The organism is Bradyrhizobium sp. Y36 (assembly GCF_002531575.1).
Taxonomy (GTDB): domain Bacteria; phylum Pseudomonadota; class Alphaproteobacteria; order Rhizobiales; family Xanthobacteraceae; genus Bradyrhizobium.
Genome location: NZ_NWTI01000003.1, coordinates 391,997 through 417,766 on the forward strand (window position 1 = coordinate 391,997; position 25,770 = coordinate 417,766).

Genomic DNA, 25,770 nt, shown 5'->3' on the forward strand with positions numbered 1-25,770 from the left:
TCTGTCTTGAGAAGAAGAAAGCAGCGTGCTCAGCCGGCCTTGTTCGGCGGCCAGCTCTGACGCTTGATCGTGCTGGCCCATTGCAGGAAGTCGGCGAGGTCGTTGAGCTCCTGGTCGGTGAGGTTGAACTGCGGCATCTGCCGCCGGCCCTCTGCGCCCGAGGGCTGCGACTGCATCCAGGCCTTCAGCGTCTCGCGAGCCGCGGCCGGATCCTCCTTGCCGCCCCAGCGATCCCAGACGTTGCCGACCTCGGGGGCGAAATAGGCGCCCTCGCCCAGCAGCGTGTGGCAGTTGATGCAGGAGTTCTTCTCCCAGACATGCTTGCCGCGGGCGACCGACGACGTCAGCGTCGCAGCGTCCGTGGATGTCGTGGCCATGTAGTAATGGCTGTGCGCCGTCAGCCCTATGAAGATGGCGAAGAAAAAGGCCGAACCGCCGTAGAACACATTTCGAGCGGCCGACTTGGTCAGGCGTTCAGCCATTGCCAATCCTTTCCGGTTTGAGTCGAGAAAATCTGTGATGCGATTTATTGCGGATTGCCGGGAGGCGCTCTTTGACGAAGCGCAAGGATTGCGACGATGCGCGACCGCCGATCAGATCAGGGCAACGATGGCGGATGCGAGCCAGGCGAACAGCACCACGATGACAACCCAGGCGCTGACGAGGCCCCGCCAGAGCGCCGGCGCCGAGCGAAGATCGAGGAAATCGAGCACGATACGGCGGCCCTTGAGGGCGGCGAAGGTCAGCAGCAAGGCATTGGCGAGTAAGGGGCGCGACACCAGCGCCGGAACCAGAAGGGTCGCCAGAGCAAGGCCGATCAAGGTGAGCCAGGCCATGTCGAGGCGATCCGGAATCACGAGTGCACCAGATAGATGATCGGAAACATGACGATCCAGAGCAGATCGACCATGTGCCAGAAAGCGGTTCCGGTCTCGACGCCCTCCGCCCGGGCGCCCCGGGAAACTACGGCCAGGATGACGATGCCGAGGCCGACATGCAGGAGATGGAAGCCTGTGAGGAGGAAGTACAGGGTGAAGAACGGGCTTGTCTCCAGGCCGTTTCCTAATCCGATCTCGGCGGCATATTCAGTCAGCTTGACCGCGATGAAGACGCTGCCAAGCGCCATGGCGCCGATCAGCCAGCCGCGCGCACGTCCCCTCTCGCCCGCCCGCGCAGCTGCCGTCGCCCGCGCGGCGGCCCAGCCACTGGTAACGAGGACGATGGTGTTGATTCCAGCCAGATGCGCATCAAGCGTGGCCTGACCGGCGGCAAAGAGCGCCGGATGAAGCGCTCGGGCGATGACAAAGGCGCCCAGGAACAGGCCGAAGGCGGCGAGTTCGCTGAAGATGAGGACCCAGATCATGGGATCGCCGGGAAGATCTTCCAGGATTCCCCAGCCGGTGCTCTCTTGCTCGCAATCCGTCGCCGACATCTGAATTCCACACCAAGACGCCGAACAGATATCCCACCGGCGCGATTGCGACTTTGTCGCCGGACAAATAGTGCAACCGGCCGAAGGCGCGTTTGCGCTATCGCAATGTTCCGACCGCCATGCCGTCATAGGGTGGAGATATCAAGCGGTTGCGCAAAACAGTGAGCGATGAGATGAGCGATGCACAAATCGGGCTGCTGACCGCGACCCCCATCATCATCGTGTTCGCCATCGCGCTCCGGCGAATGGGGGTGCTGTCGACCGTGGCGACCGTATCGGCGGTGACCCTCTCCGTCGCGATCGCGACGGTGCTGTTCACGACGCAGGCGCCACTGCAGTAGGGTGGGCAAAGCGGAGCGTGCCCACGACTTTCTCTCGATCATAGATGAATGGTGGGCACAGCGCGTTGCGCCTTTGCCCACCCTACGGCACCGCCGACGTGGCTACCTGCGCTGGTTATACACGTCGATACACACCGCCCCCAGCAGCACCAGGCCCTTGATGACCTGCTGATAGTCGATGCCGATGCCGAGGATGGACATGCCGTTGTTCATCACGCCCATGATCATGGCGCCGACCACGGCCCCGCCGACGCGCCCGACCCCGCCATAGGCCGAGGCGCCGCCGATGAAGCAGGCGGCGATGACGTCGAGCTCGAAGCCCAGACCTGCCTTCGGCGTCGCCGTGTTGAGGCGCGCGGCGAAGACGAGGCCGGCGAGCGCCGCCAGCACGCCCATGTTGACGAAGGTGAGGAACGTCAGCCGCTCGGTCTTGATGCCCGACAGTTTTGCCGCCTTGGCGTTGCCGCCCACCGCATAGACCTGCCGGCCGATCACGGTGCGGCGGGTGACGAAGCCATAGAGCGCGATCAACGCGGTCATGATCACCAGCACGTTGGGCAGGCCGCGATGCGAGGCAATCAGATAGGTGAAGTAGAGCACCGCGCAGGCGAGAAGGATGCTCTTGCCCAGGAAGAACGCATACGGTTCGACCTCGATCCCGTGCGATTGCTCGCGCGAACGGCCCTTGGCGCTGGCATAGACGAGGCCGAGCGCGAGCACGGCACCGATCAGCATGGAGGTCGGATGCAGCGTGCCGGCCTCGGGCAGAAGCTCCGGAATAAACCCGGAGGACAGCTTCTGGAACGTCGCCGGGAACGGGCCAAGCGACTGCCCCTGCAACACCGCGAGCGCGAGCCCCTTGAACACCAGCATGCCCGCCAGCGTCACGATGAAGGACGGAATCCCGAAGAAGGCCACCCAATAGCCCTGCGCCGCGCCGATCGCGGCCCCCAGCAACAGGCAGGCGATGAAGGCGAGCGTGTAGTCGACCTTGTAGGTCACCATCAGCACGGCGGCCACGGCACCGACGAAGCCCGCGACCGAGCCGACCGAGAGGTCGATATGACCGGTGACGATCACCAGCAGCATGCCGAGCGCCATGATGACGATGTAGCTGTTCTGAAGCACGAGGTTGGTCAGATTGAGCGGCTGCAGCAGCGTGCCGCCGGTCATGACCTGGAAGAACAGCATGATCGCGATCAACGACATCAGCATGCCGTAGTTGCGCAAATTGTTCTTGATGAAGCTGCCGGGCCGGCGCTCCTCGGGCAGCGATACCGTTTTGTCGGTCATGGCTGCGATCCTCCCATCTCCGCGGCCGCTGGCGCGGCGTTCCCAATGTTTCGTTCGTTGCGCATAATGGCGCGCATGATCTTCTCCTGCGTCGCCTCGGCCCCCATGAACTCCCCGACGAAGGCGCCGTCATTCATGACGCAGATGCGGTCGCAGATGCCGAGCAGCTCGGGCATCTCCGAGGAGATCACCACGACGCCGCGGCCGGCTTCCGCCAGCTCGTTGATGATACAGTAAATCTCGTATTTGGCACCGACGTCGATGCCCCGCGTCGGCTCATCCAGGATCAGGACCTTGGGGTCTGTCATCAGCCATTTCGACAGCACCACCTTCTGCTGGTTGCCGCCGGAGAGCTGGCCGGTCTCCTGGTAGACGTCGGAGCAGCGGATGCGCATCCGGGTGCGGTAATCGCTGGCGACCTTCAACTCGGCGATGTCGTCGATCACCCTCCCCGGCGCGACCTGATCGAGGCTGGCGAGCGTGATGTTCTTGCGGACGTCGTCGGCCAGGATGAGGCCGAGCTGCTTGCGGTCCTCGGTGACATAGGCAAGGCCGGCGTCGATCGCCGCCGCGACGCTCGGCAGCACCATGTCCCGGCCCTCGAGGCGGAGGGTTCCGCTGATCGCAGTGCCCCAGGAGCGGCCGAACAGGCTCATGGCGAATTCGGTGCGCCCGGCGCCCATCAGTCCGGCAATGCCCACGACCTCGCCGCGCTTGACGCTGAAGCCGACATTCTTGATCACCTGCCGCTCGGGATGGATGGGGTGATACACCGACCAGTTCTCGACGGTGAGCACGGGTTCGCCGATCTTTGCGTTACGCTCCGGGAAACGGTGAGCCATGTCGCGGTTGACCATGCTGCGGATGATGCGGTCTTCCTGGATCGGCTCGGCATGGCAGTCGATGCTGTCCACGGTGCGGCCGTCGCGCAGCACGGTGATGTGGTCGGCAACCTTGGCGACCTCGTTGAGCTTGTGCGAGATCAGGATCGAGCCGATGCCCTGGTCGCGGAAGGCCATCAGGCGCTCGAGCAGCGCGGCGCTGTCGGCCTCGTTGAGGCTGGCGGTCGGCTCGTCCAGGATCAGCATCCGCACCCGCTTGGACAGCGCCTTGGCGATCTCGACCAACTGCTGCTTGCCGACACCGAGATCGGTGATCAGCGTGTCAGGGGATTCCTTCAAGCCGACCTGCGCCAGCAACTCGCGCGTGCGCCGGTACACCTCGTCGCGGTCGATCACGCCGAGCTTCGAGGGCGGATGCGACAGGAAGATGTTCTCCGCAATCGACATCAGCGGGATCAGCGCCAGCTCCTGGTGGATGATGATGATGCCGAGCGCCTCGGAATCGTTGATGTCGCGGAAGCGGCGCTCCTCGCCCTCAAACACGATGGTGCCCTCATAGCTGCCCGCGGGATAAACGCCGCTGAGCACCTTCATCAGCGTCGACTTGCCCGCGCCGTTCTCGCCGACGAGGGCGTGGATCTGCCCTGCCTGAACCGAGAAATTGACGTCGCGCAGCGCCTGCACACCGGCAAAGCTCTTGCTGACGTTGCGCATCTCCAGCATGGCGGTCATTGGCGTTGGTGTCCCTTGGAACCTTTGCATCCCCGCCGTCATTCCGGGGCGATGCAAAGCATCGAACCCGGAATCTCGAGGTTCCGGGTTCGCCCTTCGGGCGCCCCGGAACGACGGCACGAGAAATCTACTGGAACTGCGCTTTCTTGTAGTAGCCGCTTTCCACCAGGACCTTCTCCCAATTGTCCTTGTAGACCACGACCGGCTTGAGCAGGTAGGACGGCACGGTCTTGACGCCGTTCTCATAGGTCTTGGTATCGTTGACCGCGACCTGCTTGCCGCCGAGCGCGGCGTCGACCATGTCGGCGGTCACCTTGGCGAGGTCGCGGGTGTCCTTGAAGATGGTCGAATACTGATCGCCGCGCAGCATCGCCTTGATCGAGGGCACCTCGGCGTCCTGCCCCGAAATGACCGGCATCGGCTGGTCGGCGCTGCCATAGCCGACGCCCTTCAACGAGGAGATGATGCCGATCGAGATGCCGTCATAGGGCGACAGCACGGCGTTGATCTTCTTGTTGCCGTAGTAGGCGCTGAGCAGATTGTCCATGCGGGCCTGGGCGGTGGCGCCGTCCCAGCGGAGCGTCGCGACCTTGTCCATGCCCATCTGGCCCGAGGCGACGACGAGCTTGCCGCTGTCGATGTAGGGCTTCAGCACGCTCATCGCACCGTTGTAGAAGAAGTAGGCATTGTTGTCGTCGGGCGAGCCGCCGAACAGCTCGATGTTGAACGGACCCTTACCGTCCTTCAGCCCAAGCCCCTGCTCGATCGATTGCGCCTGCAGCACACCGACCTGGAAATTGTCGAAGGTCGCGTAATAGTCGACGTTCGGCGTGCCGCGGATCAGGCGGTCATAGGCGATCACGGTGATGCCCTTTGCCTTGGCCTGCTTGAGCACGTCGGACAGCGTGGTGCCATCGATCGCGGCAATCACCAGGGCTTTCGCGCCCTTGGTCACCATGTTCTCGACCTGCGAGAGCTGGTTCGGAATGTCGTCTTCGGCATATTGCAGGTCGGTGTTGTAACCGCGCTCCTTCAGCACCTTGACCATGTTGTTGCCGTCGTCGATCCAGCGCGCCGAGGATTTGGTCGGCATCGCGATCCCGACGGTCGCCTTGTCCTGGGCGGAGGCGGTGAGGCCTGTCGCCATCATCGCAGCGCCGGCCAACGCCAGCGCGAGGAATGTCGTCTTCAGTTTCAGCATGTTTCACTCCCTTGGGTGTCAGACTGTTTCTTTGTTTCAACGAGAACGTGGTCGTGGGCTGCTTTCGTGTCTCCTATGCGAGCTTGACGTCGGGCTCCGCGCGACCGCGCGCGGATGCCTCCAAAAGAAAGGTGTAACCGGCCTGCGGATCGGCGGCGCTTGTGGCTGCGTCCATATCCTGCCAGGCGGACGTGACCAGGAGGCGCGACAGATCGGAGCCGACGAAAGCGGGACAGCTTGCCTGTTTCGCCGGCACGCTCAGTGAGCGCAGCCGCTCGCCTTGTGGCGAATAGACGTCGATGCGGCTCGCGCCCCAGCAGGCATTCCAGATGTTGCCGTCGGAGTCGCACACCGAACCGTCGAGGCCGCCGATGCCGGAGTGGCGCAGCAAGACCTCCGGTTCGCCGCGCGGCAGGCCGGTGTCCGGATTGAGCGGCACGGCATAGAGCACGGCGCGCGGGGTATCGGTGAAATAGCCGGTGGCGCCATCGGGCGAGAAGCAGATCGAATTGGGAATGCTGATGTCGGGAAACAGCGTCGAGATCTTGCCGCGATGGAGCGCGTAGATCGCGCCTGCCTTCGGCTCGGCCTTCTTGCCCATGGTCCCGATCCAGAACGTCCCGGACTGGTGCACGCGGCAATCGTTGGAACGCGTGACGGCATTGTCCGCTTCGAGCGGAAGGAACAGCGTCATCGCACCGTCGGCGAGCTTGCGGATATAGAGACCATCATCGGCGACGATCAATTGCCGCTCGGCATCGATACGCCCGAGCGCGCTCGCCATCCGGCCGAGCGCATGGACGCGGATATTATCCCGGCCGAGTTGCGCTTCGAACAGGCGGCCCTCGCGGATGTCGAACCACCAGGCGGTGTCGGTGGTCACGTCATAGGTCGGGCCCTCGCCGAGATGGCAGGGATCGTTCGAGAGAATGGAGGTGGCGACCTGTTCCATCATGGCGCTCTCACTGCAAAGCGATAGACCGTGTGATGGCGATAGACTTGGCCCGGATCGAGGCGCGGGCTCGGGAAATCCGGCCGGTTCGGTGCATCGGGCCAGATGTGCGGCTCCAGGCACATGGCATCCGACTGCCGGATGAGCTTGCCGCCCTTCCCCGAAATCGTGCCGTCGAGATAGTTGCCGGAGTAGACCTGGAGCCCCGGCTGATTGGTCAGCAGCTCCATGATGCGTCCCGAGCGCGGCGCCTCCAGCCGCGCGGCGAATGCGAGCTTCCCATCACGCCCGAGGCAGTAGGTGTGGTCATAGCCCCGGCCGTTACGCAATTGCTCATGGCTTTCGCGGATGCGCGCACCGACCGCTTGGGTGTCGCGGAAATCGAACGGCGTGCCGGCTACGGCGCGCGGCGGACCGGACAGCGGGATCGCGGTGGGATCGATGGCGAGGAAATGCTCGGCGGCGACCGTAAGTTCGTGATCAAGGATCGGCGTGCCTGACGTCGCGCCTTCGAGGTTGAAGAAGCTGTGGTTGGTCAGGTTGACGATGGTCGGCCGGTCGGTTCGCGCCTTCATCTCGAGTGACAGCTCGGACGGGCCGGTTATGCGGTAGGTCAGGCGGACATCGAGCTTGCCGGGATAGTTCTCCTCGCCATGCGGACTCGTATAGGTGAGCGTCACAGCGGGCTCGGCGCCTTCGTCGATCTCCGCGATATCCCAGAGCTTGCGGTCGAAACCGTCGAGGCCGCCATGCAGCGCATTCGGGCCGTTGTTGACCGGGAGTTGCACCGTTTCGCCGTCGAGCGAAAACTGTCCTTTGGCGATACGGTTGGCGTAGCGGCCGACGGTGGCGCCCAAAAACTTCCGCTCGGCGAGGTAGCCGGCAAGGCCGTCATGGCCGAGCACGACGTCGTCATAACCGCCCTTGGCATCCGGCGCGATCAGCGCCTGGAGCACCGCGCCGTGGGTGATGATGCGGGCCTCGAAGCCGCCCTCCCCGCGCAGCACGATGCGCGCGACCTTGCGACCGTCAGGCTGCGTTCCGAAGACGTCTTTTTCTATTTTCCCTGAGCCGGCCATGATCAATCCACAAACTGTTCGACGATCGTGCGCTTGCCGAGCAGGAAGGCGTCGGCGACGAGACGAAGCGGCGTCAAATCGACGTCGCTTGCGCCGGTCGCCGCGAGCTCGACGAAGCGCCGGTAAAGCTCCCGATATTCTTCATCGGGCGCCTCGGCAATGGTGTTGCCGTCGATCGCCATGCGCCGGCCACCGCCAGACAGCGTCAGCCGGCCCTGGTCGGTCTCGACCAGGATATCCCAGCTCTGCGGCCCGGTCTGGCGGAAGTCGAATTCGGCGGTCACAGGCAGGCCGTCGATGTCGGTCAGGGTCAGGTTCGCCGCAATCGGCGCCTGGCAATTGGCGGGAAAGGCCAACTCGGCCGCGGTGACGAACACCGGCCTGGGCAGAATCCTGGTCAGGATCGACAGCGCGTTGATGCCAGGGTCGAACACGCCAAGGCCGCCCGGCTCCCAGATCCAGCTCTGGCCGGGATGCCAGACGCGAACGTCTTCCTTCCAGTTGATGTGCACCGACTTGATGCCTCGCGCCGCGAGCCATTGCCGCGCGGGCTCGACCGCCGGCGCATGGCGCGAATGCCAGGTCGCAAACAGCGTTCGCTTTGCCTTCGCCGCCATCGCGACAAGCGGATCGAGCTCGGCGACGCCGGTGCCCGGCGGCTTCTCCAGCATGACGTGCTTGCCGGCCGCGAGCGCCGCGGCGGCTTGCGCGCGTCTCACCTGCGGCGGCGTGCAGAGCGAGACTGCATCGACCGGCGGCCCCTTCTCCAACAGCTCCTCGATGGTGGCGAAATGCGGCAGCCCCGGCAACGAGGCATTGCGGCTCGCGATCGCCGTCAACGTCGCGCCCGGCACGGCGGCGATTGCACCGACATGCTGGTCGCGCGCGATCTTGCCGAAGCCGACGATGGCGATGCGAAGTTCAGTCACGATCTTTCTCCAGATTCCACGGAGGGCAGCGCCCCTGCCGGCGCGATCTCGACGACCGTGCCTTCATGGCGGTGCATGCCGTTGTGAATGACGAAGACCATCGCTTCCGACGCGGCCTCCGCATTGCCTGCCGCGATCGCATCGACGATCTTCTGGTGCCAGAGCAGCACGGTGTCGCGGTCCTTCGATTCCACGGGGGCGCTCAGCAGGAACGAGGCGCGCAGGGCTGCCTCGATGACGTGGCCGATCGAACGCATGAACAGATTGCCCGAAGCGCGCGCCACGGCGACGTGAAGCGCGAGGTCGGCATCGGCAAAGCCGACCGAGTCGGATGCCTCGAGCCGCATGCGCTCCATGCTGCGCCGAAGCTCGGCAAGATCTTCCTCCGACCGCTGCGCGGCCGCCAGCATCGCCGCGCGCGGTTCGACCGCGAGGCGGATCTCGGCGAGGTCATTGAGGAAACGCTTGTCGATGCCGGCATCGAGGTGCCAGGCGAGCACGTCGGCGTCGAACATGTTCCAGGCCGCGCGTTCGCGCACGACGGTGCCGACGCGCGCCTTGGTGGTGAGCAGCCCCTTGGCGACGAGGGTCTTGACGCTCTCCCGCAACACCGGCCGCGACACGCCGAACATCGCGATCATCTCGGCATCTCCCGGCAGGCGCGTGCCTTCCGCGTAGCGGCCGGCGATGATGTCGACGCCGATCGAGCGGGCGACCTCCGCATGGTTGGAGTGAGCCCGTCGCGTCGGGATGACGACGATGCGCGAGGTCATGGGGCGGCTCCCGCGCGTTTCGCCGCCGGCCGACGCGCGAGCGCGACCAGAGCCTGCTGCAGGGCGATGAAGGCGAACAGCAAAACGCCGGTCGCGATCTTGGTCCACCAGCTCGACAGCGTGCCGTCGAAATTGATGTAGGTCTGGATCATTCCCTGGATCAGCACGCCGAGGAAGGTCCCGATCACCGAGCCCTGTCCGCCCGTGAGCAGCGTGCCGCCGATGACGACCGCAGCGATGGTGTCGAGCTCGACGCCGACGGCGGAGAGCGAGTAGCCGGCGCTGGTGTAGAAGGAGAAGACGATGCCGGCGATCCCTGCGAGAAGGCTCGACAGCATGTAGATCTTCACCGTCATCTTGCCGACCGCAACGCCCATCAGGCTCGCGGTGGCCCGGCTGCCGCCGAGCGCGTAGACGTTGGCGCCAAATCTCGTCAGATGCAGCAGCAGGGCGCCGCCGATGACGATGACGAGCATGATGATCGCAATCGCGGTCAACCGCCCGCCGCCGGGCATGCGCAGCGCGAAGTCAGAGACCGTCGAATAGACAGGCGCGGTGATCGGTACCGATTCGGTGGAGAGCAGGAAGCTCGCGCCGCGCGCCAGGAACATGCCGGCCAGCGTCACGATGAACGGCGGTAGATCGAAGATATGAATCACCGCGCCCATCGCCGCGCCAAAGGCCGCCGAGAGCACGAGGATGGCGACGAAGGCGACCGGCGGCGGCACGCCCCAGCGCTCGATCGCGAGCGCCACGAACACGGTGGTGAAGCCGATCACCGAGCCGACCGAGAGATCGATGCCGCCGGAGATGATGACGAAGGTCATGCCGGTCGCGACGATGCCGAGGAAGGCGTTGTCGGTGAGGAGGTTGCCGACCACGCGGGTCGAGGCAATGTTGGGGAATTGCATCGCGCAGGCCGCAAAGCCTGTCACGAGCACGATCGCCGTGATGAGGACGGGCGGCAGGCCTCTCATGCTTTCGTCCCCCGCAGCCGCGTGGCGATGCCCGCAAAGCCCGACAGCTTCGGCGATTGCAACAGCAGCACCGCGAGCACCACCCCCGCCTTGACCAGCAAATTGAACTCCGGCGGATAGCCCGACAGCAGAATGCCGGTGTTCATGGTCTGGATGATCAGCGCGCCCAGCACCGCGAGCACGAGGCTGAAGCGGCCGCCAAACAGCGAGGTGCCGCCGATCACCACGGCGAGGATCGCATCGAGCTCGAGCCAGAGGCCGGCATTGTTGGCATCCGCGCCCATGATGTCGGCCGCCGCGATCACGCCGGCGAGCGCGGCACAGACGCCGCACCAGACATAGACGGCTATGATCATCGCGCGGGTGCCGACGCCGGCAAGCTCACTGGCGCGCGCATTGCCGCCGGTCGCCTCGATCAGAAGCCCGAGCGCGGAGCCGCGCACCACTGCTCCGGTGAGAATCAGCATCCCTAAGGCAATCACGACCGGCACCGGCAGGCCGAGCACCGAGCCATTGCCGAGCCAGACCAGATCCGGCGAGGAGAAGGTGACGATGCGCCCCTCGGTGATGAGCTGGGCGATCCCCCGGCCCGCCACCATCAGGATCAGCGTCGCCACGATCGGCTGCATGCCGAGCACGGCGACGAGGAAGCCGTTCCACAATCCGCAGACAAGGCCGGCGCCGAGCGCGGCTGCCAGCACCACGGGTAGGCCATGAGTGTCGGCAAGGCTTGCCGCGATCGCGCCGCAGATGGCCATGACCGCGCCGACCGAGAGATCGATGCCGCGCGTCGCGATCACCAGCACCATGCCGAGCGAGAGCAGCGCCACCGGCGTGCCGCGGTTGAGCACGTCGATCAGGCTGCCGAACAGACGACCGTCCTGGAGGCGGAGGTCGAAGAACTGCGGCGACACCACGCGATCGACCGCGAGAATGACGATCAGCGCCAGGATCTGGGCAAGGCCGCGACGCGGCAACAGCGCCGTCATGTGTGGGCCTCGAGCGCAACAGCGACGCTGTCGGCGGCAATGGCCGCCAGGATGTTGCCGACGTCGATCGCCTCGCCCGCGAGCTCCTCGATATGGGCGCGGTCGCGCAGCACCACGACGCGGTCCGAATAGGTCACAATCTCGTCCAGCTCGGAGGAGATCACCAGCAGCGAGAGGCCGTCGTCGCAGAGCTCGCGGATCAGGCGGATGATCTCGGCATGCGCGCCGACGTCGATGCCGCGGGTCGGCTCGTCCAGCACGAGGAGCCGCGGCGAGGTCGCGAGCCAGCGCGCCAGCAGCACCTTCTGCTGATTGCCGCCGGAGAGCAGGCCGACGGGACGCTCGGGATCGGCCGGACGAATGTCGAGCATCTTGACATAGCGGCGCGCGATCTCGTCCTGCTCACGGCGCGACAGCGGCCGATGCAGGCCGCGCTTGGCCTGGAGCGCGAGCACGATGTTCTCACGCACGGTGAGCTCGGCGACGATGCCCTCGGTCTTGCGCTCCTCCGGGCAATAGCCGAAACCGTGGCGGACGCCGTCGCGCGGCGACTGCAGCCGGACGGGCGTGCCCTCCACCCTCGCCTGCCCGCGATCGGCGCGCTCGGCGCCGAACACCAGCCGCGCCGTCTCGGTGCGGCCCGAGCCGAGCAGACCGGCGAGGCCGACGACCTCGCCATGACGCAGCTCGAGATTGAACGGCGCGACATAGCCGGCCTTGCCGAAATTCTCGAAGCTGGCGCAGACCTCGCGGGCCTTATGCTCGCCCGCTGATGCCCGTGCACTGGTGGTCTCGGCCAGTTCGCGGCCGAGCATCAGCCGGATCAGCTCGAGCCGGGGCAGCGAGGCGGTCTCACGCTCGCCGACCAGGCGGCCATTACGCAGCACCGTGATGCGGTCGGAGATCTCGTAGACCTGATCGAGGAAATGGCTGACGAAGACGATGCCGATGCCGCGCTTGGCGAGCTGCCGCATGATGCGAAACAGGATCTCGACCTCGTGGCGGTCGAGGCTCGCGGTCGGCTCGTCCAGGATCAGGACGCGCGCGGAGAGATCCACCGCGCGGGCGATCGCGGTGACGTGCTGAATGGCGACGGAATAGCTGCCGAGCGGCGCGGCGACGTCGATGTCGAGGCCGAAATCCGCCAGCAGCGCCTTGGCACGGCGGCGCATCTCGCCTTCGCGCACGATGCCGAAGCGCATCGGCTGGCGGTCGAGAAACAGGTTCTGCGCCACCGAGAGGTTCGGCAGCAGGTTGACTTCCTGGTAGACGGTGGCGATGCCCGCTGCCAGCGCAGCCTTGGCCGAGCGCGGCGCGATGTCCTCGCCGCCAATCCTGACGATGCCGGCGTCGCGCGGGAACACGCCGGTGACGACCTTGATCAGCGTGGATTTTCCGGCGCCGTTCTCGCCGAGCAGCGCATGGATTTCCCCGGCGCGCAGCGTGAAGTCGACCTCCTGCAGCGCGTGCACGGCGCCGAAGCTCTTGCTGATCCCGCGCACCTCGAGCAGGGGCATAGCGGGATCAAGGCTGTTCTGCATGGCAAAGTCACTCCCGAAGGCGCCCGCATTGAAGCGGACACCAGCCTATGCGGTCGCGCGGCGGTTTCGAAGGGGGGTGCCGGACCGCAAGCTGCGGTCCGGCGAAGCCCGCCTCAGTAACCGAGGCCCTTCTTGCTGTCGTAGATCTTCTGCGGATCGTCCGCGGCCGTATAGAGCTTGGACTCGGTCTGGATCCATTTCGGCGGAACCGTGCCCTTGTCCTTGAAGGCCGCGACGGCATCGAGCGCGGGGCCGGCCATGTTCGGCGTCAGCTCGACCGTGGCGTTGGCTTCGCCGGCGACCATCGCCTTGAAGATATCGGGCACCGCGTCGATCGAGACGGTGAGAATGTCCTTGCCCGGCTTGAGGCCGGCTTCCTTCATCGCCTGGATCGCGCCGACCATCATGTCGTCGTTGTGCGCGTAGACCGCGCAGATGTTCTTGCCGCCGCCTTCGGCCTTGATGAAGCTCTCCATCACCTCCTTGCCCTTGGCGCGGGTGAAGTCGCCGGTCTGGCTGCGCACCACCTTCAGGTTCGCATGCTTCGCGACGGCGGTGTCAAAGCCCTTCTTGCGATTGGTCGCGACGCTGGCGCCGACCGTGCCTTGCAGCTCGACGATGTTGCAGGGCTTGGTGCCGACGGTCTTGGCGAGCCAGTCGCCGGCCACCTCGCCTTCATGCACGCTGTCGGAGGTCACGGCGGTGAGATAGAGCTCCTTGCCGGAGGGATCGATGTCACGGTCGAGCAGCACGACCGGGATCTTGGCCTCCTTGGCTTCCTTCAGCACAGAATCCCATCCGGTCGAGACGACCGGCGCGAGGAAGATCGCATCGACGTTCTGCGCGATGAAGGAACGGATCGCCTTGATCTGGTTCTCCTGCTTCTGCTGCGCGTCGGCGATCTTGAGGTTGACCTGGCGCTTGCTGGCCTCCTGCTTGGAGACCGAGGTCTCGGCTGCGCGCCAGCCGGATTCCGATCCGATCTGCGAGAAGCCGATGGTGAGCTGGCCGGCATTGGCCGGCAGCGCGAGCAGCAGCGCGGCCGTGGCGCTGGCCGCAAAGAGGGCTTTGAGGGTCATCAGGCGTGTCTCCCAAGATGTTATCCGGGGCGCCGATTGGTAGCATGGCACCCTCAGGCCGGCCCTTGAGGCGGCGGAAGGCACTATTTCACAGGAGGAGGGTTCCGACTAGTCATATTATTTGACTATTGGGGGCAAAAACGCACGGGAGGAGCGTCGAGCGGTTTGATGACACGCTCGGCGCGATTTTGTTCCGGTGATGCAACGATAAGATGAAGGAAATTGTGCGGGTCGGCGGGGCGCCACGCTCCGTCATGCCGGGCTTGTCCCGGCCATCCACGCCTTTGCCATACGGCACGAAGAACGTGGATGCCCGGGACAAGCCCGGGCATGACGACTTCCTGCCAACTCGCTTGTGCGAGCTGAAAACGGAGCGGCGCTAGATCAGCTTCCGCTGCGCCAGATTCTTCATCAGCGCACCGATGCCGAAGGTCCAGGGCTCGCACGTGTCGCTGGTGCGCATGCGGTTGACGAGCTTGCCGAGCTCCGGCGCTGCGATCGTGACGATGTCGTCGCGCTTGTGGGTGAACCCCTGCCCCGGCGCATCGCGATCCTTGACCGGTGCGAACATGGTGCCGAGGAACAGCACGAAGCCATCTGGGTATTGATGGATCTTGCCGATGGTCTGCGCGACAAGGTCGGTCGGATCGCGGCTGATCTTGCTGATCGAGGAATGGCCGTCGAGGACGAACCCGTCGGTGCCCGTCACGTTCAGGCTGATATCGAGCTTGCGCGCGTCGTCGAGCGTGAAGGTGTCGTCGAACAGCCGCAGCAGCGGGCCGATCGAGCAGGACGCATTGTTGTCCTTGGCCTTCGACAGCAGCAGCGCCGAGCGTCCCTCGAAGTCGCGCAGATTCACGTCGTTGCCGAGCGCGCCGCCGACGATCTTGCCGCGGCTGGAGACGAACAGCACCAGCTCCGGCTCGGGGTTGTTCCAGGTCGATTTCGGATGCAGGCCCGCGTCCATGCCGGTGCCGACCGAGGACATGGTCGGCGCCTTGGTGAAGACTTCGGCATCGGGGCCGATGCCGACTTCGAGGTACTGACTCCAGGCGTTCTGGTCGATCAGCACCTGCTTCAGGTGCATCGCCTGGTCCGAGCCCGGCTTGAGTTTCGACAGGTCGTCGCCAATCAGGCGCGTCACTTCCTTGCGGATCGCTTCAGCCGAGGCCGGATTGCCCTTGGCGCGCTCCTCGATGACGCGCTCCAGCATCGAGATCGCGAAGGTGACGCCGGCGGCCTTCAGGGTCTGGAGATCGACCGGCGCCAGCAGCCACGGCTTGCTGAGGTCGCGTCCGTCAGGGGCGGTGTTGGCCACGATCGCTTCGAGATCGCCGATCCGTTCGCCCGCGGTCGCGGCAAGCGCCTTGGCGGGATTGTCCTCTTCGCATAGCGCGCTGACGGTCGGAAATTTTGCGGTGACATCGAAGACGCCGTCGCCGCGCACGGCGACCACGGCCGGGCCATTGACCTGCGGCAGCCAGACGCGGCCGACCAGCGTCCCCCTCGTTCCATCTTCGGGGAGAAGGTCTTTAACGGACAGTGTCGTCATGGCCGGCGTCCTCGCTGTTTCTAAGGACCGGCCGCGTTCATAGCGGCCGATCCCATTGGCGAAGACCAATAAACGTCTGGCGGGGGAAGTCCAGAGCGGCAGGATGCCCCGTTGCTATGCCCCTGCCCGCGCCTTTCGCGCCGCGATCTGCTGCAGCGCCCAACGCGCATTCTTGCGCACATCGGGATCAGGATCGTCGGCAATGACGGCCAGGAACACCTCGCCGTCGGGATGGGCGATTTCGCCGAGCGCAGCGGCGGCCTCTTTACGCAAATTGGCCTGATCGTGATTGACACAATTGCCGATCGGGCGCACCGCGCGCTCGATCTTCATGCGGCCGAGGCTCCGGATCGCCTTCAGCCGCACCTGCCAGAACTCGTCGGCAAGACACGTGACCAGTGGGTCGGCAGCGAGCGAACCGTTGACGTTGAGGCCCAAGGTTTCCGCGGCCATCTCGCGGACCATCCAGTCGGAATCCTTCAGAGCGCGCGTGATCGTCTCCGCGGCCGGCTTCATCTGCGAGAAGGCCAGCGCACTGACGGCGGCGCGGCGAACATGCGCGTCGGGGTCGTTGATCAGTGCCGTCAGCGCGGGGATGGATTCTTCCAGCTTGAGGAAGCCGATCACCCCGATCGCCTGAACGCGCACGGCGGCATCGCTGTCCTGCAGCGCTTCCAGCGCCGGCTTCAGCGTGTCCTTGCAGCGCAGCTCCTTCAGGGCGCGCAGCGCGCCCATGCGGACGAAGGCGTGAGCATGCTTCACCAGCGGCAGGATGATCTCCGCACAGGCGGGATCCTTGAACTCGGCCATGCTGTCGGCCGCGGCCGCCGCCACGATCCTTTCGGGGTCGACAAGCAGCTTGACCAGCGCGCTTGCCGCCTCCGGCCCGTCGAACTCGCCGAGCGCCATTGCGACTTGCTGGCGCACGCCAGCATCGGGATCGGCGACCATATTGGCGAGATGGCCGACCGCGGCCGGATCGCCGGAATGGCCGAGCGCGATGATGGCGACGCGGCGCTCGGCGGGGTCGGCGGCCTGAAGCCGCTCGTCGGCGTCTTCGAGATCGTCGTAGGTTTCGAACGGGCTCGACATGCTCACCTCAACAGATAGGGAATGTTGACGGTGACGGCGCCGGTCGGGCAATCGGCCTCGCAGGGCATGCAGTACCAGCACTCGTCATAGGCCATATAGGCCTTGTTGGTCATGTCGCTGATGCGCAAGACGTCGAGCGGGCAGACGTCGACGCACACCGTGCAACCCTTGTCGGCGATGCATTTGGCATCGTCGACGACCACCGGAACCGAAGTCTGATAGGACGCGAGAGGCATGTGATGTCTCCTGTTGTTCTGTTGCGGTGTGTCAGGCGGAGGCGCGGATGCGCTGCTTGTCGTAGAGGTCCTTCTCGTCGTCGGCGATCGGGACGACATAGGGCTCGACGGCGCGTTTCTCGCTGGTCATCTTGCCGTCCTGCTTGGAGAGCAGCGTGTGGCAGAACCAGTTCTCGTTGTCCTTCTCCGGGAAATCGGTGCGCCAGTGATAGAGGCCCCAGCGGCTCTCCTCGCGGTAGAGCGAGGCGTGCGCGGCCATGTCGGCGCAGTCCATGATCGACTGCACTTCGAGCGCGCGGAGCAGCTCGTGCGCATTGCGCGCGATCATGCGCTCCTGCATGTCCTCCCGCGTTTCGGCGAGACGGCGCATGCCGAGCTCGTACTTGCGGGTGACCTTCGGCGGCTGCAGATAGTCGTTGACCAGGCGCCGGGTCTTGTACTCGATCTGGTTCGGCGGGATGCCGTCCTCGCGCTTGGTCGGCGCCATCACGCGATCGCGCTCCATGGCAACATCCGCCGCGTCGAACTCTGCAAAATCATGGCTGTCGGCGAACTCCATCGCGTCGATGCCGGCGACCGAGCCATTGGTGAAGGCGCCAAGCATGTAGTTGTGCGGCACGCTCGCCATGTCGCCGGCGGCATAGAGGCCCGGCACGGTGGTGCGGGCATTGTCGTCCACGAACACGCCGGAGGCGCTGTGGCCGGAGCAGAAGCCGATCTCGGAGATGTGCATCTCGATCGATTCGCTGCGATAGTCGACCCCGCGCCCCTGCTGGAACAGACCGCGGGTCGGACGCTCGACCTTGTGCAGCGTGGATTCGATCTCGGAGATGGTGTCGGGGTGCAGATGCTTGAGCTGGAGGAACACCGGGCCCTTGCCCGACAGCAGCTCGTTGTAGAATTCCAGCATCATCTGACCGGACCAGTAGTCGCATTCGATGAAGCGCGAACCCTCGTTATTCGCCGTATAGGCGCCGAAGGGACCGGCGACATAGGCGCAGGCCGGGCCGTTGTAGTCCTTGATCAGCGGATTGATCTGGAAGCATTCGAGATTCGCGAGTGCGGCGCCGGCGTGATAGGCCATGGCGTAGCCATCGCCGGAATTGGCGGCGTTCTCGTAGGTGCCGAACATGTAGCCGGAGGTCGGCAGGCCCAGTCGCCCGGCGGCGCCCATGCAGAGGATCACGGCCTTGGCCTTGATCACCAGCATTTCGGCCGTGCGGGTGTTGACCGACACTGCGCCGGCGATGCGGCCGTCGGCGGACTTCAAAAGCCGCGTGGCCATGTAACGGTTCGAGATCAGGATGCGGGCCCGGCGGAGCTGGCGATACAGCGCTTTCTTCACGGTCTCGCCGTTCGGCATCGGCAGCACGTAGGTGCCGATGTGGTGCACCTTCTTGACGGCATAGTCGCCGTTCTCGTTCTTCAGGAAGCGGATGCCGAAGCTGTCGAGCTCCTCGATGATGCCAAAGCAGTTCTGCGCATATTTATAGACCGCCTTCTGGTCGACGATGCCGTCATTGGCGATGGTGATTTCCTTGGTGTACTGCTCCGGCGTCGCGTATCCGGGAATGACGGCATTGTTCAGCCCGTCCATGCCCATCGAGATCGCGCCGGAGCGCTTGACGTTGGCCTTTTCGAGCAGGACGACGTTGGCCTTCGGGTTCTTCAGCTTCGCCTTCAGCGCCGCCATCGGGCCGGCGGTGCCGCCGCCGATCACCAGCACATCGCAGGAAACCTCCGAAAGTCCGTCGACGATCTGATCTAGTGACATCACTTGCTCCTGGTTCGCCGATCTTCGGCGCCTTTGCATCAGACTTGTTCAGGGGGCGTCGCGGCGATAGCAATTAGTTGTCGCCGGGACGCGATTTGCGCCTCAGCGCTCGACAAAGGCCTTTTCGATGACGAAATGGCCGGGCTGGCTGTGGTTGCCCTCGACGAAGCCACGCTCGTCAAACATGGCGTGCAGCTCCTCGAGCATCGCCGGGCTGCCGCACAGCATGATGCGGTCGGTCTCGATGTCGAGGCCGCCCTGGCCGATGTCGTCGAACAGCTGGTTCGACGCGATCAGGTCGGTGATGCGGCCGCGGTTCCGGAACGGCTCGCGGGTGACGGTCGGGTAGTAGACCAGCTTGTCGCGGATCAGCGGGCCGAAGAACTCGTGATTGCGCAGGCCATCGACGACGTGCTCGCCATAAGCGAGCTCGGAGACCTGGCGGCAACCGTGAGCGAGCACGATGGTCTCGTAATTCTCGTAGACATCAGGGTCCTTGATCAGGCTGGCGAAGGGAGCAAGGCCCGTTCCCGTCGAGAGCAGCAGCAGGCGTTTTCCCGGAATGAGATTGCCGGTGATCAGCGTGCCCGTGGCCTTGCGGCCGACCAGGATGATGTCGCCTTCCCGGATCTTCTGCAGGCGCGAGGTCAGCGGACCGTCCTGCACCTTGATCGAGAAAAATTCGAGCGCCTCCTCGTGATTGGCGCTGGCCATGCTGTAGGCCCGCATCAAGGGCTTGCCTTCGACCTCCAGTCCGATCATCGCGAACTGGCCATTCTGGAACCGAAAGCCGGGATCGCGCGTCGCGGTGAAGCTGAACAGGGCTTCGGTCCAGTGCCGGACCGACAAAACCGTTTCCTTCTGAAATGCGCTCATCATCTCTCCTTGTCGATGATGCCAAGGTCACGGAGAGAGGAGAGTCCGGCAATTCGGAAGTGAATTTCCCGGTCGATTAGTTTCACATTTCGCGGGCGGTGATTGAAGGCGAGGCAGCGACAGGCGGGGCGACGCGCCAACACCGGCAATTAGTTGCTATTCACGCATGCCCGCTCCGACATAGACAGAAGTTGGAGGTTCCTCATGACCATGACTCCGGTGGCCCCGACCGTGTCCGAGTACGAAGCGAGCGATGATCTCGCAACGCTGCTCGTCCGCACCGCGCAGGACGATTCGCTGAGCGTGCCGGCCGAAACCCTCCGCCTGTCATGCAAATGCGCGCACTGCACCCGCGCCCGCTTCGACGGCCGCTTCCCGGAGACATTTCCGGGGATTGCGATCACCGAGATCGGCGATCTCGGCTACGGGCTGAACATCGCGTTCTCGGACGGGCATAACAGGGGGATCTATCCGAAGACGTATCTGCTGAGCCTGGCGGGGCGCTGACCCAGTATTCGGTGTCATGCCCCGGCTTGACCGGGGCATCCAGTACGCCGCGGCCTCTCCGTAAGCCATGGCAGTCTCTGGAATACTGGATCGCCCGGTCAAGCCGGGCGATGACGGCGGCGTAAAGCTGGCACGGACATTGCTCCTCTTTAGAACGGTTTGAACGTTCCGGAGGCAGATGATGTTGCAGGCGGCGAATGTGGTTCGCGGGGCCGTTCCCCCGGCAGTCCGGCCTGCGGGTAGTTCCTCGCTACTGCTTACTGAGAACCAGCGATGGATCGGTGGGCCGCCGCCGCTGATGGACAAGCTCTCGCCGCGCGAGCGGGAGTTGGTTCTGAAGCAGGGCCGGCGAAAAGTGCTCAATCGCGGCCAGACCTTGTTCAGCCAGGGCGGCAAGCATGACGGCATCTGGCTGATCGAGAGCGGCCGCATCCGGGTGTTCTACACCTCGCCACAGGGGCGCGAGATCACACTCGCCTATTGGCATGTCGGCAATTTCGTCGGCGGACCCGAAGTGTTCGAAGGCACCGTGCATCAATGGTCTGGCGTCCCCTCCAGCAATTGCAGCGTCGTGCACCTGCCCGGCAAGGAGCTGCGGTCCCTTGCGGCGGAGATCCCGAATCTTGCGATCGGCCTGATCGAAGGCCTCACCTTCAAGGGCAAATGCTATTCGGCCCTGGCGCAGATGCTGGGAACGCGCTCGATCACCCAGCGCCTTGCACATCTCTTGTTGCATCTCGTCGAACTCTACGGCGTCGAGGACGCCGACGGCACCGTGATCGCAGCCGCCTTCACCCATGCCGACATCGCTCACATGGTCGGCGCCACCAGGCAATGGGTCACGATCAGCCTGAAGCGCATGCAGGAGAAGGGAATCGTGTTGACCAAGCGGTCGCAGATCCTGGTCTGCCGCACCGACGTGCTGGAGGAGATGCGCGGCCACGCATCCGACTAGAGGAATTTGCGGCCAAGGCCGATGCACAGGCAAGCGGCTTTATAGTGCAGGACTGCTCAAGGAGTATGCAATCACCTTTTCCCGGCAACTAATCGACTGCCGTCGCCATTCCGGATTTGCCGTGTCCCCTCCCTCACCCAATCATGGCAATCACAGCACATCCAACCGAATGAGGATGAGAATGGTCCGCCATCTTCCCACGCTCTCGATCGCGATGTCGGTGACGTCGCTGGCGATATTCACTGCGCAGCCGGCCTCGGCGGAGACCGTCACGCTCGGCATCGGAACGCAGGACACCACGACCAACACCGTGACCGCCGGCGTCGTCATCCGCCAGTTGCATCTCCTGGAGAAGTACCTGCCGAAAGACGGCAAATACGCCAACATCAAGTTCGAATTGGAGTGGCAGAACTTCACCTCCGGTCCGCCCGTCACCAATGCGATGATGGCGAACAAGCTGCAGATCGGCATGATGGGCGACTATCCGCTGATCGTGAACGGCTTCACCTTCGAGAGTAACCCCGAGAGCAAGAGCCGCCTGATGGGCATCGCGGCCTACAGCCTCTCCGGCTCGGGCAACGGCCTCGTCGTCCACAAGGACTCGCCCTATTTCGACCTCGCCGATCTCAAGGGCAAGCTCGTCAGCGTACCCTTCGGCTCCGCCGCGCACGGCATGGTGCTCAAAGCGATGCAGGATCGCGGCTATGCCTCCGACTTCTTCCAGCTCGTCAGCCAGAGCCCGGAGGTTGGCTCGACCAATCTCCAGGAGAAGAAGATCGACGCGCACGCCGACTTCGTCCCCTTCGCCGAGTTGCTGCCGTTCCGTGGCTTCGCACGAAAGATCTTTGACGGCGTCGAGACGAATCTGCCGACCTTCCACGGCATCGTCGTCCGCACCGATTTTGCCGAGAAGTATCCGGAAGTCGTCGTCGCCTATTTCAAGGCGTTGATCGCCGCGAACCAGTGGCTGCGCGACGACCCCAAGCTGGCCGCGGAGAAAATCCAGGAATGGACCGGCATCAACAAGGAAGTCGTCTACATCTTCCTAGGGCCCAGCGGCAATATGACGACCGACCCGACAGTCAAGCCGGCGCTGATCGATGCCGCCACGACCGACGTCAAGGTGCTGCAGAATCTCGGCCGCATGAAGGAGTTCGATCCGAAGAAATGGGTCGACGACAGCTACATCCGCAAGGCCTATGCCGAGATGAAGCTCGACTACGACGCGCAGCTTGCAAGCACGAAGAATTACGAGATCTCGGGCGAGGACGCCTTCTGCAAGAAGCCGATCGCAGATCCGCGCAAGGCCGGGGAAGTCTGGGTCGACGATGCCGGCATCATGCCTTTCTCGTCCACCGCTTGCACCCTCGGCGCCTACGCCGACTACAAGGCCAAGGGCAAGAAGATCAACGTCGCCTATGTCTTCGACACCACGCGCGGCATCAAGCTGTTCGCCGACCAGGCCTTCTTCGCGGTCGGCAATGGCGACGTTGCCCCGTTCCTGCTGAAGAAGGACGCCGAAGCCTATGCCGCCAAGATCAGCGGCAAGGTGCTCGGCTTCGACGACGCGGTGAAGGCCGCCGTCGGCGGAGGCAAGACGTGAGCAGCCCCGCCCTCGCCAGACATCCCGAGCACAGCATGCCGGCAACAGCACTTGCAGAGGCGGGCTCCACGCCCGCCGTCGTCACCCCGCCCACCGCGCCACCTTCCTTCGGCACGCTCGCACTGCGCTGGTACCGGCTCAACCGGGCCGGCCTGCGCGCGACCGCGATCGGGGTGATCTCGCTGCTCGCCTTCCTGCTGGTCTGGCACCTGCTCACCACCTATCGCGTCGTGTTCTTCGTGCGCTTCACCAACGTGCCCTCGCCGCTCGCGGTCTATGCGAGCTTCAGCAAGGCGATCCACGATCCCAAATTCCTGATGCACATCCTGCTCAGCTGCCGGCGCATCTTCATCGGGTTCTCGCTGGCGGCCGTCGTCGGCGTGCCGCTCGGCCTGATCATGGGCCGTTTCAAGCTGGTGCATGAGATCGTCTTCCCCGTGGCCGAAGTGCTGCGTCCAATCCCGGCGATCGCCTGGGTGCCGATGGCGATCATGCTGTGGCCGACCAACGAGCAGAGCATCGTCTTCATCACCTTCCTCGGCTCGTTCTTCCCGATCCTGGTCAACACGCTGCACGGCATGTCGCTGGTTGATCCGGTGTTGGTGCGCGCCGCGCAATGTCTCGGCGCCCGCGAGCGCTCGATCTTCCGCGAGGTGTATTTCCCGGCCTCGCTGCCGCACATCTTCACCGGTCTCACCGTGGGCATGGGTGTCGCCTGGGTGTCGCTGATCGCCGCCGAGATGATCTCCGGGCAGTACGGCATCGGTTATTTCACTTGGGAAGCTTACTCCCTTGTCCAATACGCTGACATCGCGCTCGGCATGATCGCGATCGGCGTGCTCGGGCTCGGATCGAGCGTCCTGATCAGGGGCGCGGGACGTTTGGTGATGCCGTGGAGCGCAAAATGAGCGAGGTCTCGGTCAACACGCCGAAAGGCCATATCGAGGTCAAGAACTTCTCCCTCGCCTACGAGACCATCGAGGGCGCGGTGCAAGCCGTCACCGACACCCGGATCCACGTGAAGCCTGGCGAGTTCGTCTCGATCGTCGGCCCGTCCGGCTGCGGAAAGTCGACGCTGCTCAATGCGGTCGCCGGCTTTCTCAAGCCCACGACCGGCATCGTCACCGTCGACGGCGAGCGTGTGAACGGCCCCAGCGCCGAGCGCGGCATGGTGTTCCAGCAATATTCCCTGTTTCCCTGGAAGACGGTGCGCGAGAACGTCGAGTTCGGCCTGAAGATGCGCGGCATGCCGCGTTCCCAGCGCGAGCGTGCCGCGCGCACCCTGCTGGGGCTCGCGGGTCTGGAGGCCTTCGAGAAGCACTATCCGGAAAGGCTCTCCGGCGGCATGAAGCAGCGCGTCGGCATCGTCCGTGCGCTGGCGACGGGGCCGAAGGTGCTGCTGCTGGACGAGCCCTTCGGCGCGCTCGACGCGCAGACGCGCGTCATCATGCAGCAGATCCTCACCAACATGTGGCAGCGGCTGAAGATCTCGGTGCTGTTCGTCACCCACGACATCGACGAGGCGATCTTCCTGTCCGACCGCGTCTACTGCATGACCGCACGCCCCGGCTCGATCAAGGCGGAGATCCCGATCCCGCTGGAGCGGCCGCGGCAGCAATCGATGATGATGTCGTCGGAATTCCTGGCGCTCCGCCGCGGGCTGATGTCCCTGATCCGCGAGGAGAGCCTGAAGGCGATGGGCGGCGAGATCAGCGACATGGGCATGCAGGGGCTCAACATCGAGCTGCACGGCCATTCGCTGGCGGATGTGATTTGATTGGGCCGTCCCCCTCACGGCGATGACGGTCTCGTAGGGTGGGCAAAGCGAAGCGTGCCCACCACCTTTTGCAATCAGAAACAGATGGTGGGCACGGCGCTTCGCGCCTTTGCCCACCCTACGGCAGGGTTGCCCTGATCACTTGAACCAGTGCACCAGTGCGATGCTGATGCCGAGCAGCAGCATCAGCGACAGCGTCACCGCGGCCGTCACCCTGCCCCCGACATTGGCAAGCACCTTCACGTCGACGCCGAGACCGAGAGCGGCCATCGACACCACCGTGAGAAAGCCGGTGATCTTCGTGATCGGCGCCACCACAGTGCCCGGTACGATCTCGAGGGAGCGCAGCGTCGCGAGCGCGAGGAAGCCGAGGATGAACCAGGGGACCAGGCGGAAGAAACCGACATTGGTCTTCTTGGCATCGCTCTGCCAGCGCGAGGCGACCAGCGACAGGCCGACGACGACGGGCCCCAGCATGAGCACGCGCATCAGCTTCACCAGTGTGCCGATCTGCGTCGAGACGAGCCCCGCCGGCACCGTCGCGGCGAGCACCTGCGGCACCGCATAGACGGTCAGGCCCGCGAGGATGCCATATTGCGTGGCGGACAGTTGCAGAAGCGGGATCAACAGCGGCAGGCCGAGGACCATCATCACGCCGAGGATCGCGGTGAAGGAGATCGAGGATGCGATCTCGTCGTTGTTGGCGCCAATGATGGGCGCCACCGCCGCAATCGCCGAATTGCCGCAGATCGAGTTGCCGCATGCGATCAGGATCGACAACCGCGTCGACAGGCCGAGCAGCCGGCTGAGGCCGAAGGACACGCAGAGCGCGATCACGACGACCGCGGCGATCGAGGCCAGCAGCGCAATACCCGAAGCGGCGATGGCGGCGAAACTGATCGAGGCTCCCAGCAGCATGACGGCCACCTCAAGCAGCTGCTTGGCGCTGAAGGCGATGCCGGCCTGCCAGCGCGGAGCCGGCTTCCAGAAGCTGCGCAGCGCCATGCCGAGCAGGATCGCCATCACCAGCGCCTCGACATAGGGGTGCTCGAAGACCCCCAGTTCCAGGTGCTCGAGCAGGGCCGAAACGCCGGCCACGGCAATACAGAGCAGAATGCCGGGAATCAGCGCGACGACGCGGCTCGCGGCAGTGGTCGGCTTGGCGTCGGCCGGGCTGGATGCTTGATTCTGCGACACAAATCTCTCCCAGAGGAGAAATATTTATACGCAGCGTCGGC

26 protein-coding genes are annotated in these 25,770 nt (G+C 64.6%); 6 read left to right on the top strand and 20 right to left on the bottom strand.

The window, feature by feature from the left end; all coding sequences use genetic code 11:
• Window positions 1–29: 29 nt before the first annotated feature.
• The 3 genes from CO669_RS08470 to CO669_RS08480 form a co-directional block, all read right to left on the bottom strand.
• Window positions 30–482: a c-type cytochrome gene (locus tag CO669_RS08470; protein ID WP_097659319.1), complete on the bottom strand. Its 453-nt coding sequence runs from the start codon at window positions 480–482 to the stop codon at window positions 30–32.
• A 111-nt stretch (window positions 483–593) separates the two neighbouring features.
• The gene (locus CO669_RS08475) at window positions 594–836 is read right to left on the bottom strand and encodes a cytochrome C oxidase subunit IV family protein (RefSeq protein WP_245444234.1); all 243 of its coding nucleotides are present in this window, start codon (window positions 834–836) and stop codon (window positions 594–596) included.
• 17 nt (window positions 837–853) lie between these two features.
• Window positions 854–1,432 (bottom strand): cytochrome c oxidase subunit 3 family protein, encoded by a 579-nt coding sequence (locus tag CO669_RS08480; RefSeq protein WP_097659321.1) that lies wholly within the window; start codon window positions 1,430–1,432, stop codon window positions 854–856.
• Between the two features lie 173 nt (window positions 1,433–1,605).
• Here CO669_RS08480 and CO669_RS35920 point away from each other — a divergent pair, with 173 nt between their 5' ends.
• Complete coding sequence (locus CO669_RS35920; protein ID WP_097659322.1) at window positions 1,606–1,773, top strand: hypothetical protein; 168 nt, start codon at window positions 1,606–1,608, stop codon at window positions 1,771–1,773.
• A 102-nt stretch (window positions 1,774–1,875) separates the two neighbouring features.
• On the opposite strand, the gene mmsB is transcribed toward CO669_RS35920, so the two are convergent.
• The 16 genes from mmsB to CO669_RS08565 all read right to left on the bottom strand — a co-directional run bounded on the left by mmsB (window position 1,876) and on the right by CO669_RS08565 (window position 19,690).
• The gene (mmsB, locus tag CO669_RS08490) at window positions 1,876–3,066 is read right to left on the bottom strand and encodes a multiple monosaccharide ABC transporter permease (protein ID WP_097659323.1); all 1,191 of its coding nucleotides are present in this window, start codon (window positions 3,064–3,066) and stop codon (window positions 1,876–1,878) included.
• On the bottom strand, window positions 3,063–4,640 hold the full coding sequence (mmsA, locus tag CO669_RS08495) for a multiple monosaccharide ABC transporter ATP-binding protein (RefSeq protein WP_097659324.1): 1,578 nt from the start codon (window positions 4,638–4,640) through the stop codon (window positions 3,063–3,065). The genes mmsB and mmsA overlap by 4 nt, the downstream gene beginning before the upstream one ends.
• A gap of 127 nt (window positions 4,641–4,767) precedes the next feature.
• On the bottom strand, window positions 4,768–5,841 hold the full coding sequence (gene chvE, locus CO669_RS08500; protein WP_097659325.1) for a multiple monosaccharide ABC transporter substrate-binding protein: 1,074 nt from the start codon (window positions 5,839–5,841) through the stop codon (window positions 4,768–4,770).
• A gap of 73 nt (window positions 5,842–5,914) precedes the next feature.
• Window positions 5,915–6,793, bottom strand: coding sequence for an SMP-30/gluconolactonase/LRE family protein (locus CO669_RS08505; protein WP_198963909.1), 879 nt, complete (start codon window positions 6,791–6,793; stop codon window positions 5,915–5,917).
• Entirely contained in the window at window positions 6,793–7,872 is a 1,080-nt protein-coding gene (locus CO669_RS08510; protein ID WP_097659327.1) for an aldose epimerase family protein, read from the bottom strand. Before CO669_RS08510 ends, CO669_RS08505 begins: the two co-directional genes overlap by 1 nt.
• A 2-nt stretch (window positions 7,873–7,874) precedes the next feature.
• On the bottom strand, window positions 7,875–8,801 hold the full coding sequence (locus CO669_RS08515) for a Gfo/Idh/MocA family protein (RefSeq protein WP_097659328.1): 927 nt from the start codon (window positions 8,799–8,801) through the stop codon (window positions 7,875–7,877).
• Window positions 8,798–9,574, bottom strand: a complete 777-nt coding sequence (locus CO669_RS08520) for a FadR/GntR family transcriptional regulator (protein WP_097659329.1) — start codon at window positions 9,572–9,574, stop codon at window positions 8,798–8,800. The genes CO669_RS08515 and CO669_RS08520 overlap by 4 nt, the downstream gene beginning before the upstream one ends.
• Complete coding sequence (yjfF, locus tag CO669_RS08525) at window positions 9,571–10,551, bottom strand: galactofuranose ABC transporter, permease protein YjfF (RefSeq protein ID WP_097659330.1); 981 nt, start codon at window positions 10,549–10,551, stop codon at window positions 9,571–9,573. The genes CO669_RS08520 and yjfF overlap by 4 nt, the downstream gene beginning before the upstream one ends.
• Window positions 10,548–11,540, bottom strand: coding sequence for an ABC transporter permease (locus CO669_RS08530; protein WP_097659331.1), 993 nt, complete (start codon window positions 11,538–11,540; stop codon window positions 10,548–10,550). The genes yjfF and CO669_RS08530 overlap by 4 nt, the downstream gene beginning before the upstream one ends.
• Entirely contained in the window at window positions 11,537–13,081 is a 1,545-nt protein-coding gene (locus CO669_RS08535; protein WP_097659332.1) for a sugar ABC transporter ATP-binding protein, read from the bottom strand. The genes CO669_RS08530 and CO669_RS08535 overlap by 4 nt, the downstream gene beginning before the upstream one ends.
• A gap of 113 nt (window positions 13,082–13,194) precedes the next feature.
• Window positions 13,195–14,160: a galactofuranose ABC transporter, galactofuranose-binding protein YtfQ gene (gene ytfQ / locus CO669_RS08540; protein WP_097659333.1), complete on the bottom strand. Its 966-nt coding sequence runs from the start codon at window positions 14,158–14,160 to the stop codon at window positions 13,195–13,197.
• A 379-nt stretch (window positions 14,161–14,539) separates the two neighbouring features.
• Window positions 14,540–15,712 (bottom strand): fumarylacetoacetate hydrolase family protein, encoded by a 1,173-nt coding sequence (locus tag CO669_RS08545; protein WP_097659334.1) that lies wholly within the window; start codon window positions 15,710–15,712, stop codon window positions 14,540–14,542.
• 114 nt (window positions 15,713–15,826) lie between these two features.
• Window positions 15,827–16,804, bottom strand: coding sequence for a HEAT repeat domain-containing protein (locus CO669_RS08550; RefSeq protein ID WP_198963898.1), 978 nt, complete (start codon window positions 16,802–16,804; stop codon window positions 15,827–15,829).
• Window positions 16,805–16,806: 2 nt separating this feature from the next.
• On the bottom strand, window positions 16,807–17,040 hold the full coding sequence (locus tag CO669_RS08555; RefSeq protein ID WP_007593252.1) for a 4Fe-4S dicluster domain-containing protein: 234 nt from the start codon (window positions 17,038–17,040) through the stop codon (window positions 16,807–16,809).
• 31 nt (window positions 17,041–17,071) lie between these two features.
• On the bottom strand, window positions 17,072–18,814 hold the full coding sequence (locus CO669_RS08560; RefSeq protein ID WP_198963899.1) for a fumarate reductase/succinate dehydrogenase flavoprotein subunit: 1,743 nt from the start codon (window positions 18,812–18,814) through the stop codon (window positions 17,072–17,074).
• Window positions 18,815–18,916: 102 nt separating this feature from the next.
• Complete coding sequence (locus CO669_RS08565) at window positions 18,917–19,690, bottom strand: ferredoxin--NADP reductase (RefSeq protein WP_097659409.1); 774 nt, start codon at window positions 19,688–19,690, stop codon at window positions 18,917–18,919.
• A 210-nt stretch (window positions 19,691–19,900) separates the two neighbouring features.
• Between CO669_RS08565 and CO669_RS08570 the strand changes: the two genes are divergently transcribed.
• The 5 genes from CO669_RS08570 to CO669_RS08590 all read left to right on the top strand — a co-directional run bounded on the left by CO669_RS08570 (window position 19,901) and on the right by CO669_RS08590 (window position 24,532).
• Window positions 19,901–20,197: a gamma-butyrobetaine hydroxylase-like domain-containing protein gene (locus CO669_RS08570; protein WP_198963910.1), complete on the top strand. Its 297-nt coding sequence runs from the start codon at window positions 19,901–19,903 to the stop codon at window positions 20,195–20,197.
• 178 nt (window positions 20,198–20,375) lie between these two features.
• Window positions 20,376–21,152: a Crp/Fnr family transcriptional regulator gene (locus tag CO669_RS08575; RefSeq protein WP_097659338.1), complete on the top strand. Its 777-nt coding sequence runs from the start codon at window positions 20,376–20,378 to the stop codon at window positions 21,150–21,152.
• 181 nt (window positions 21,153–21,333) lie between these two features.
• Entirely contained in the window at window positions 21,334–22,755 is a 1,422-nt protein-coding gene (locus CO669_RS08580) for an ABC transporter substrate-binding protein (protein ID WP_198963900.1), read from the top strand.
• Window positions 22,752–23,663 (top strand): ABC transporter permease, encoded by a 912-nt coding sequence (locus CO669_RS08585; RefSeq protein ID WP_097659340.1) that lies wholly within the window; start codon window positions 22,752–22,754, stop codon window positions 23,661–23,663. Before CO669_RS08580 ends, CO669_RS08585 begins: the two co-directional genes overlap by 4 nt.
• On the top strand, window positions 23,660–24,532 hold the full coding sequence (locus CO669_RS08590; protein WP_097659341.1) for an ABC transporter ATP-binding protein: 873 nt from the start codon (window positions 23,660–23,662) through the stop codon (window positions 24,530–24,532). Before CO669_RS08585 ends, CO669_RS08590 begins: the two co-directional genes overlap by 4 nt.
• Window positions 24,533–24,670: 138 nt before the next feature.
• Here CO669_RS08590 and CO669_RS08595 read toward each other — a convergent pair whose 3' ends face one another.
• Complete coding sequence (locus CO669_RS08595; protein ID WP_097659342.1) at window positions 24,671–25,729, bottom strand: YeiH family protein; 1,059 nt, start codon at window positions 25,727–25,729, stop codon at window positions 24,671–24,673.
• Between the last annotated feature and the right edge of the window lie 41 nt (window positions 25,730–25,770).

Excerpts from the sequence above, each read along its gene's own strand:
- CO669_RS08570 (WP_198963910.1), top strand. The coding sequence starts at position 19,901 with ATGACTCCGGTGGCCCCGACCGTGTCCGAGTACGAAGCGAGCGATGAT.
- CO669_RS08545 (WP_097659334.1), bottom strand. The coding sequence starts at position 15,712 with ATGACGACACTGTCCGTTAAAGACCTTCTCCCCGAAGATGGAACGAGG.
- CO669_RS08535 (WP_097659332.1), bottom strand. The coding sequence starts at position 13,081 with ATGCAGAACAGCCTTGATCCCGCTATGCCCCTGCTCGAGGTGCGCGGG.
- CO669_RS08510 (WP_097659327.1), bottom strand. The coding sequence starts at position 7,872 with ATGGCCGGCTCAGGGAAAATAGAAAAAGACGTCTTCGGAACGCAGCCT.
- CO669_RS08505 (WP_198963909.1), bottom strand. The coding sequence starts at position 6,793 with ATGGAACAGGTCGCCACCTCCATTCTCTCGAACGATCCCTGCCATCTC.
- ytfQ (WP_097659333.1), bottom strand. The coding sequence starts at position 14,160 with ATGACCCTCAAAGCCCTCTTTGCGGCCAGCGCCACGGCCGCGCTGCTG.
- CO669_RS08555 (WP_007593252.1), bottom strand. The coding sequence starts at position 17,040 with ATGCCTCTCGCGTCCTATCAGACTTCGGTTCCGGTGGTCGTCGACGAT.
- CO669_RS08520 (WP_097659329.1), bottom strand. The coding sequence starts at position 9,574 with ATGACCTCGCGCATCGTCGTCATCCCGACGCGACGGGCTCACTCCAAC.
- mmsB (WP_097659323.1), bottom strand. The coding sequence starts at position 3,066 with ATGACCGACAAAACGGTATCGCTGCCCGAGGAGCGCCGGCCCGGCAGC.
- CO669_RS08470 (WP_097659319.1), bottom strand. The coding sequence starts at position 482 with ATGGCTGAACGCCTGACCAAGTCGGCCGCTCGAAATGTGTTCTACGGC.
- CO669_RS08580 (WP_198963900.1), top strand. The coding sequence starts at position 21,334 with ATGGTCCGCCATCTTCCCACGCTCTCGATCGCGATGTCGGTGACGTCG.
- chvE (WP_097659325.1), bottom strand. The coding sequence starts at position 5,841 with ATGCTGAAACTGAAGACGACATTCCTCGCGCTGGCGTTGGCCGGCGCT.
- CO669_RS08565 (WP_097659409.1), bottom strand. The coding sequence starts at position 19,690 with ATGAGCGCATTTCAGAAGGAAACGGTTTTGTCGGTCCGGCACTGGACC.
- CO669_RS08590 (WP_097659341.1), top strand. The coding sequence starts at position 23,660 with ATGAGCGAGGTCTCGGTCAACACGCCGAAAGGCCATATCGAGGTCAAG.
- CO669_RS35920 (WP_097659322.1), top strand. The coding sequence starts at position 1,606 with ATGAGCGATGCACAAATCGGGCTGCTGACCGCGACCCCCATCATCATC.
- CO669_RS08575 (WP_097659338.1), top strand. The coding sequence starts at position 20,376 with ATGATGTTGCAGGCGGCGAATGTGGTTCGCGGGGCCGTTCCCCCGGCA.
- mmsA (WP_097659324.1), bottom strand. The coding sequence starts at position 4,640 with ATGACCGCCATGCTGGAGATGCGCAACGTCAGCAAGAGCTTTGCCGGT.
- CO669_RS08480 (WP_097659321.1), bottom strand. The coding sequence starts at position 1,432 with ATGTCGGCGACGGATTGCGAGCAAGAGAGCACCGGCTGGGGAATCCTG.
- CO669_RS08550 (WP_198963898.1), bottom strand. The coding sequence starts at position 16,804 with ATGTCGAGCCCGTTCGAAACCTACGACGATCTCGAAGACGCCGACGAG.
- CO669_RS08475 (WP_245444234.1), bottom strand. The coding sequence starts at position 836 with ATGGCCTGGCTCACCTTGATCGGCCTTGCTCTGGCGACCCTTCTGGTT.
- CO669_RS08530 (WP_097659331.1), bottom strand. The coding sequence starts at position 11,540 with ATGACGGCGCTGTTGCCGCGTCGCGGCCTTGCCCAGATCCTGGCGCTG.
- CO669_RS08560 (WP_198963899.1), bottom strand. The coding sequence starts at position 18,814 with ATGTCACTAGATCAGATCGTCGACGGACTTTCGGAGGTTTCCTGCGAT.
- yjfF (WP_097659330.1), bottom strand. The coding sequence starts at position 10,551 with ATGAGAGGCCTGCCGCCCGTCCTCATCACGGCGATCGTGCTCGTGACA.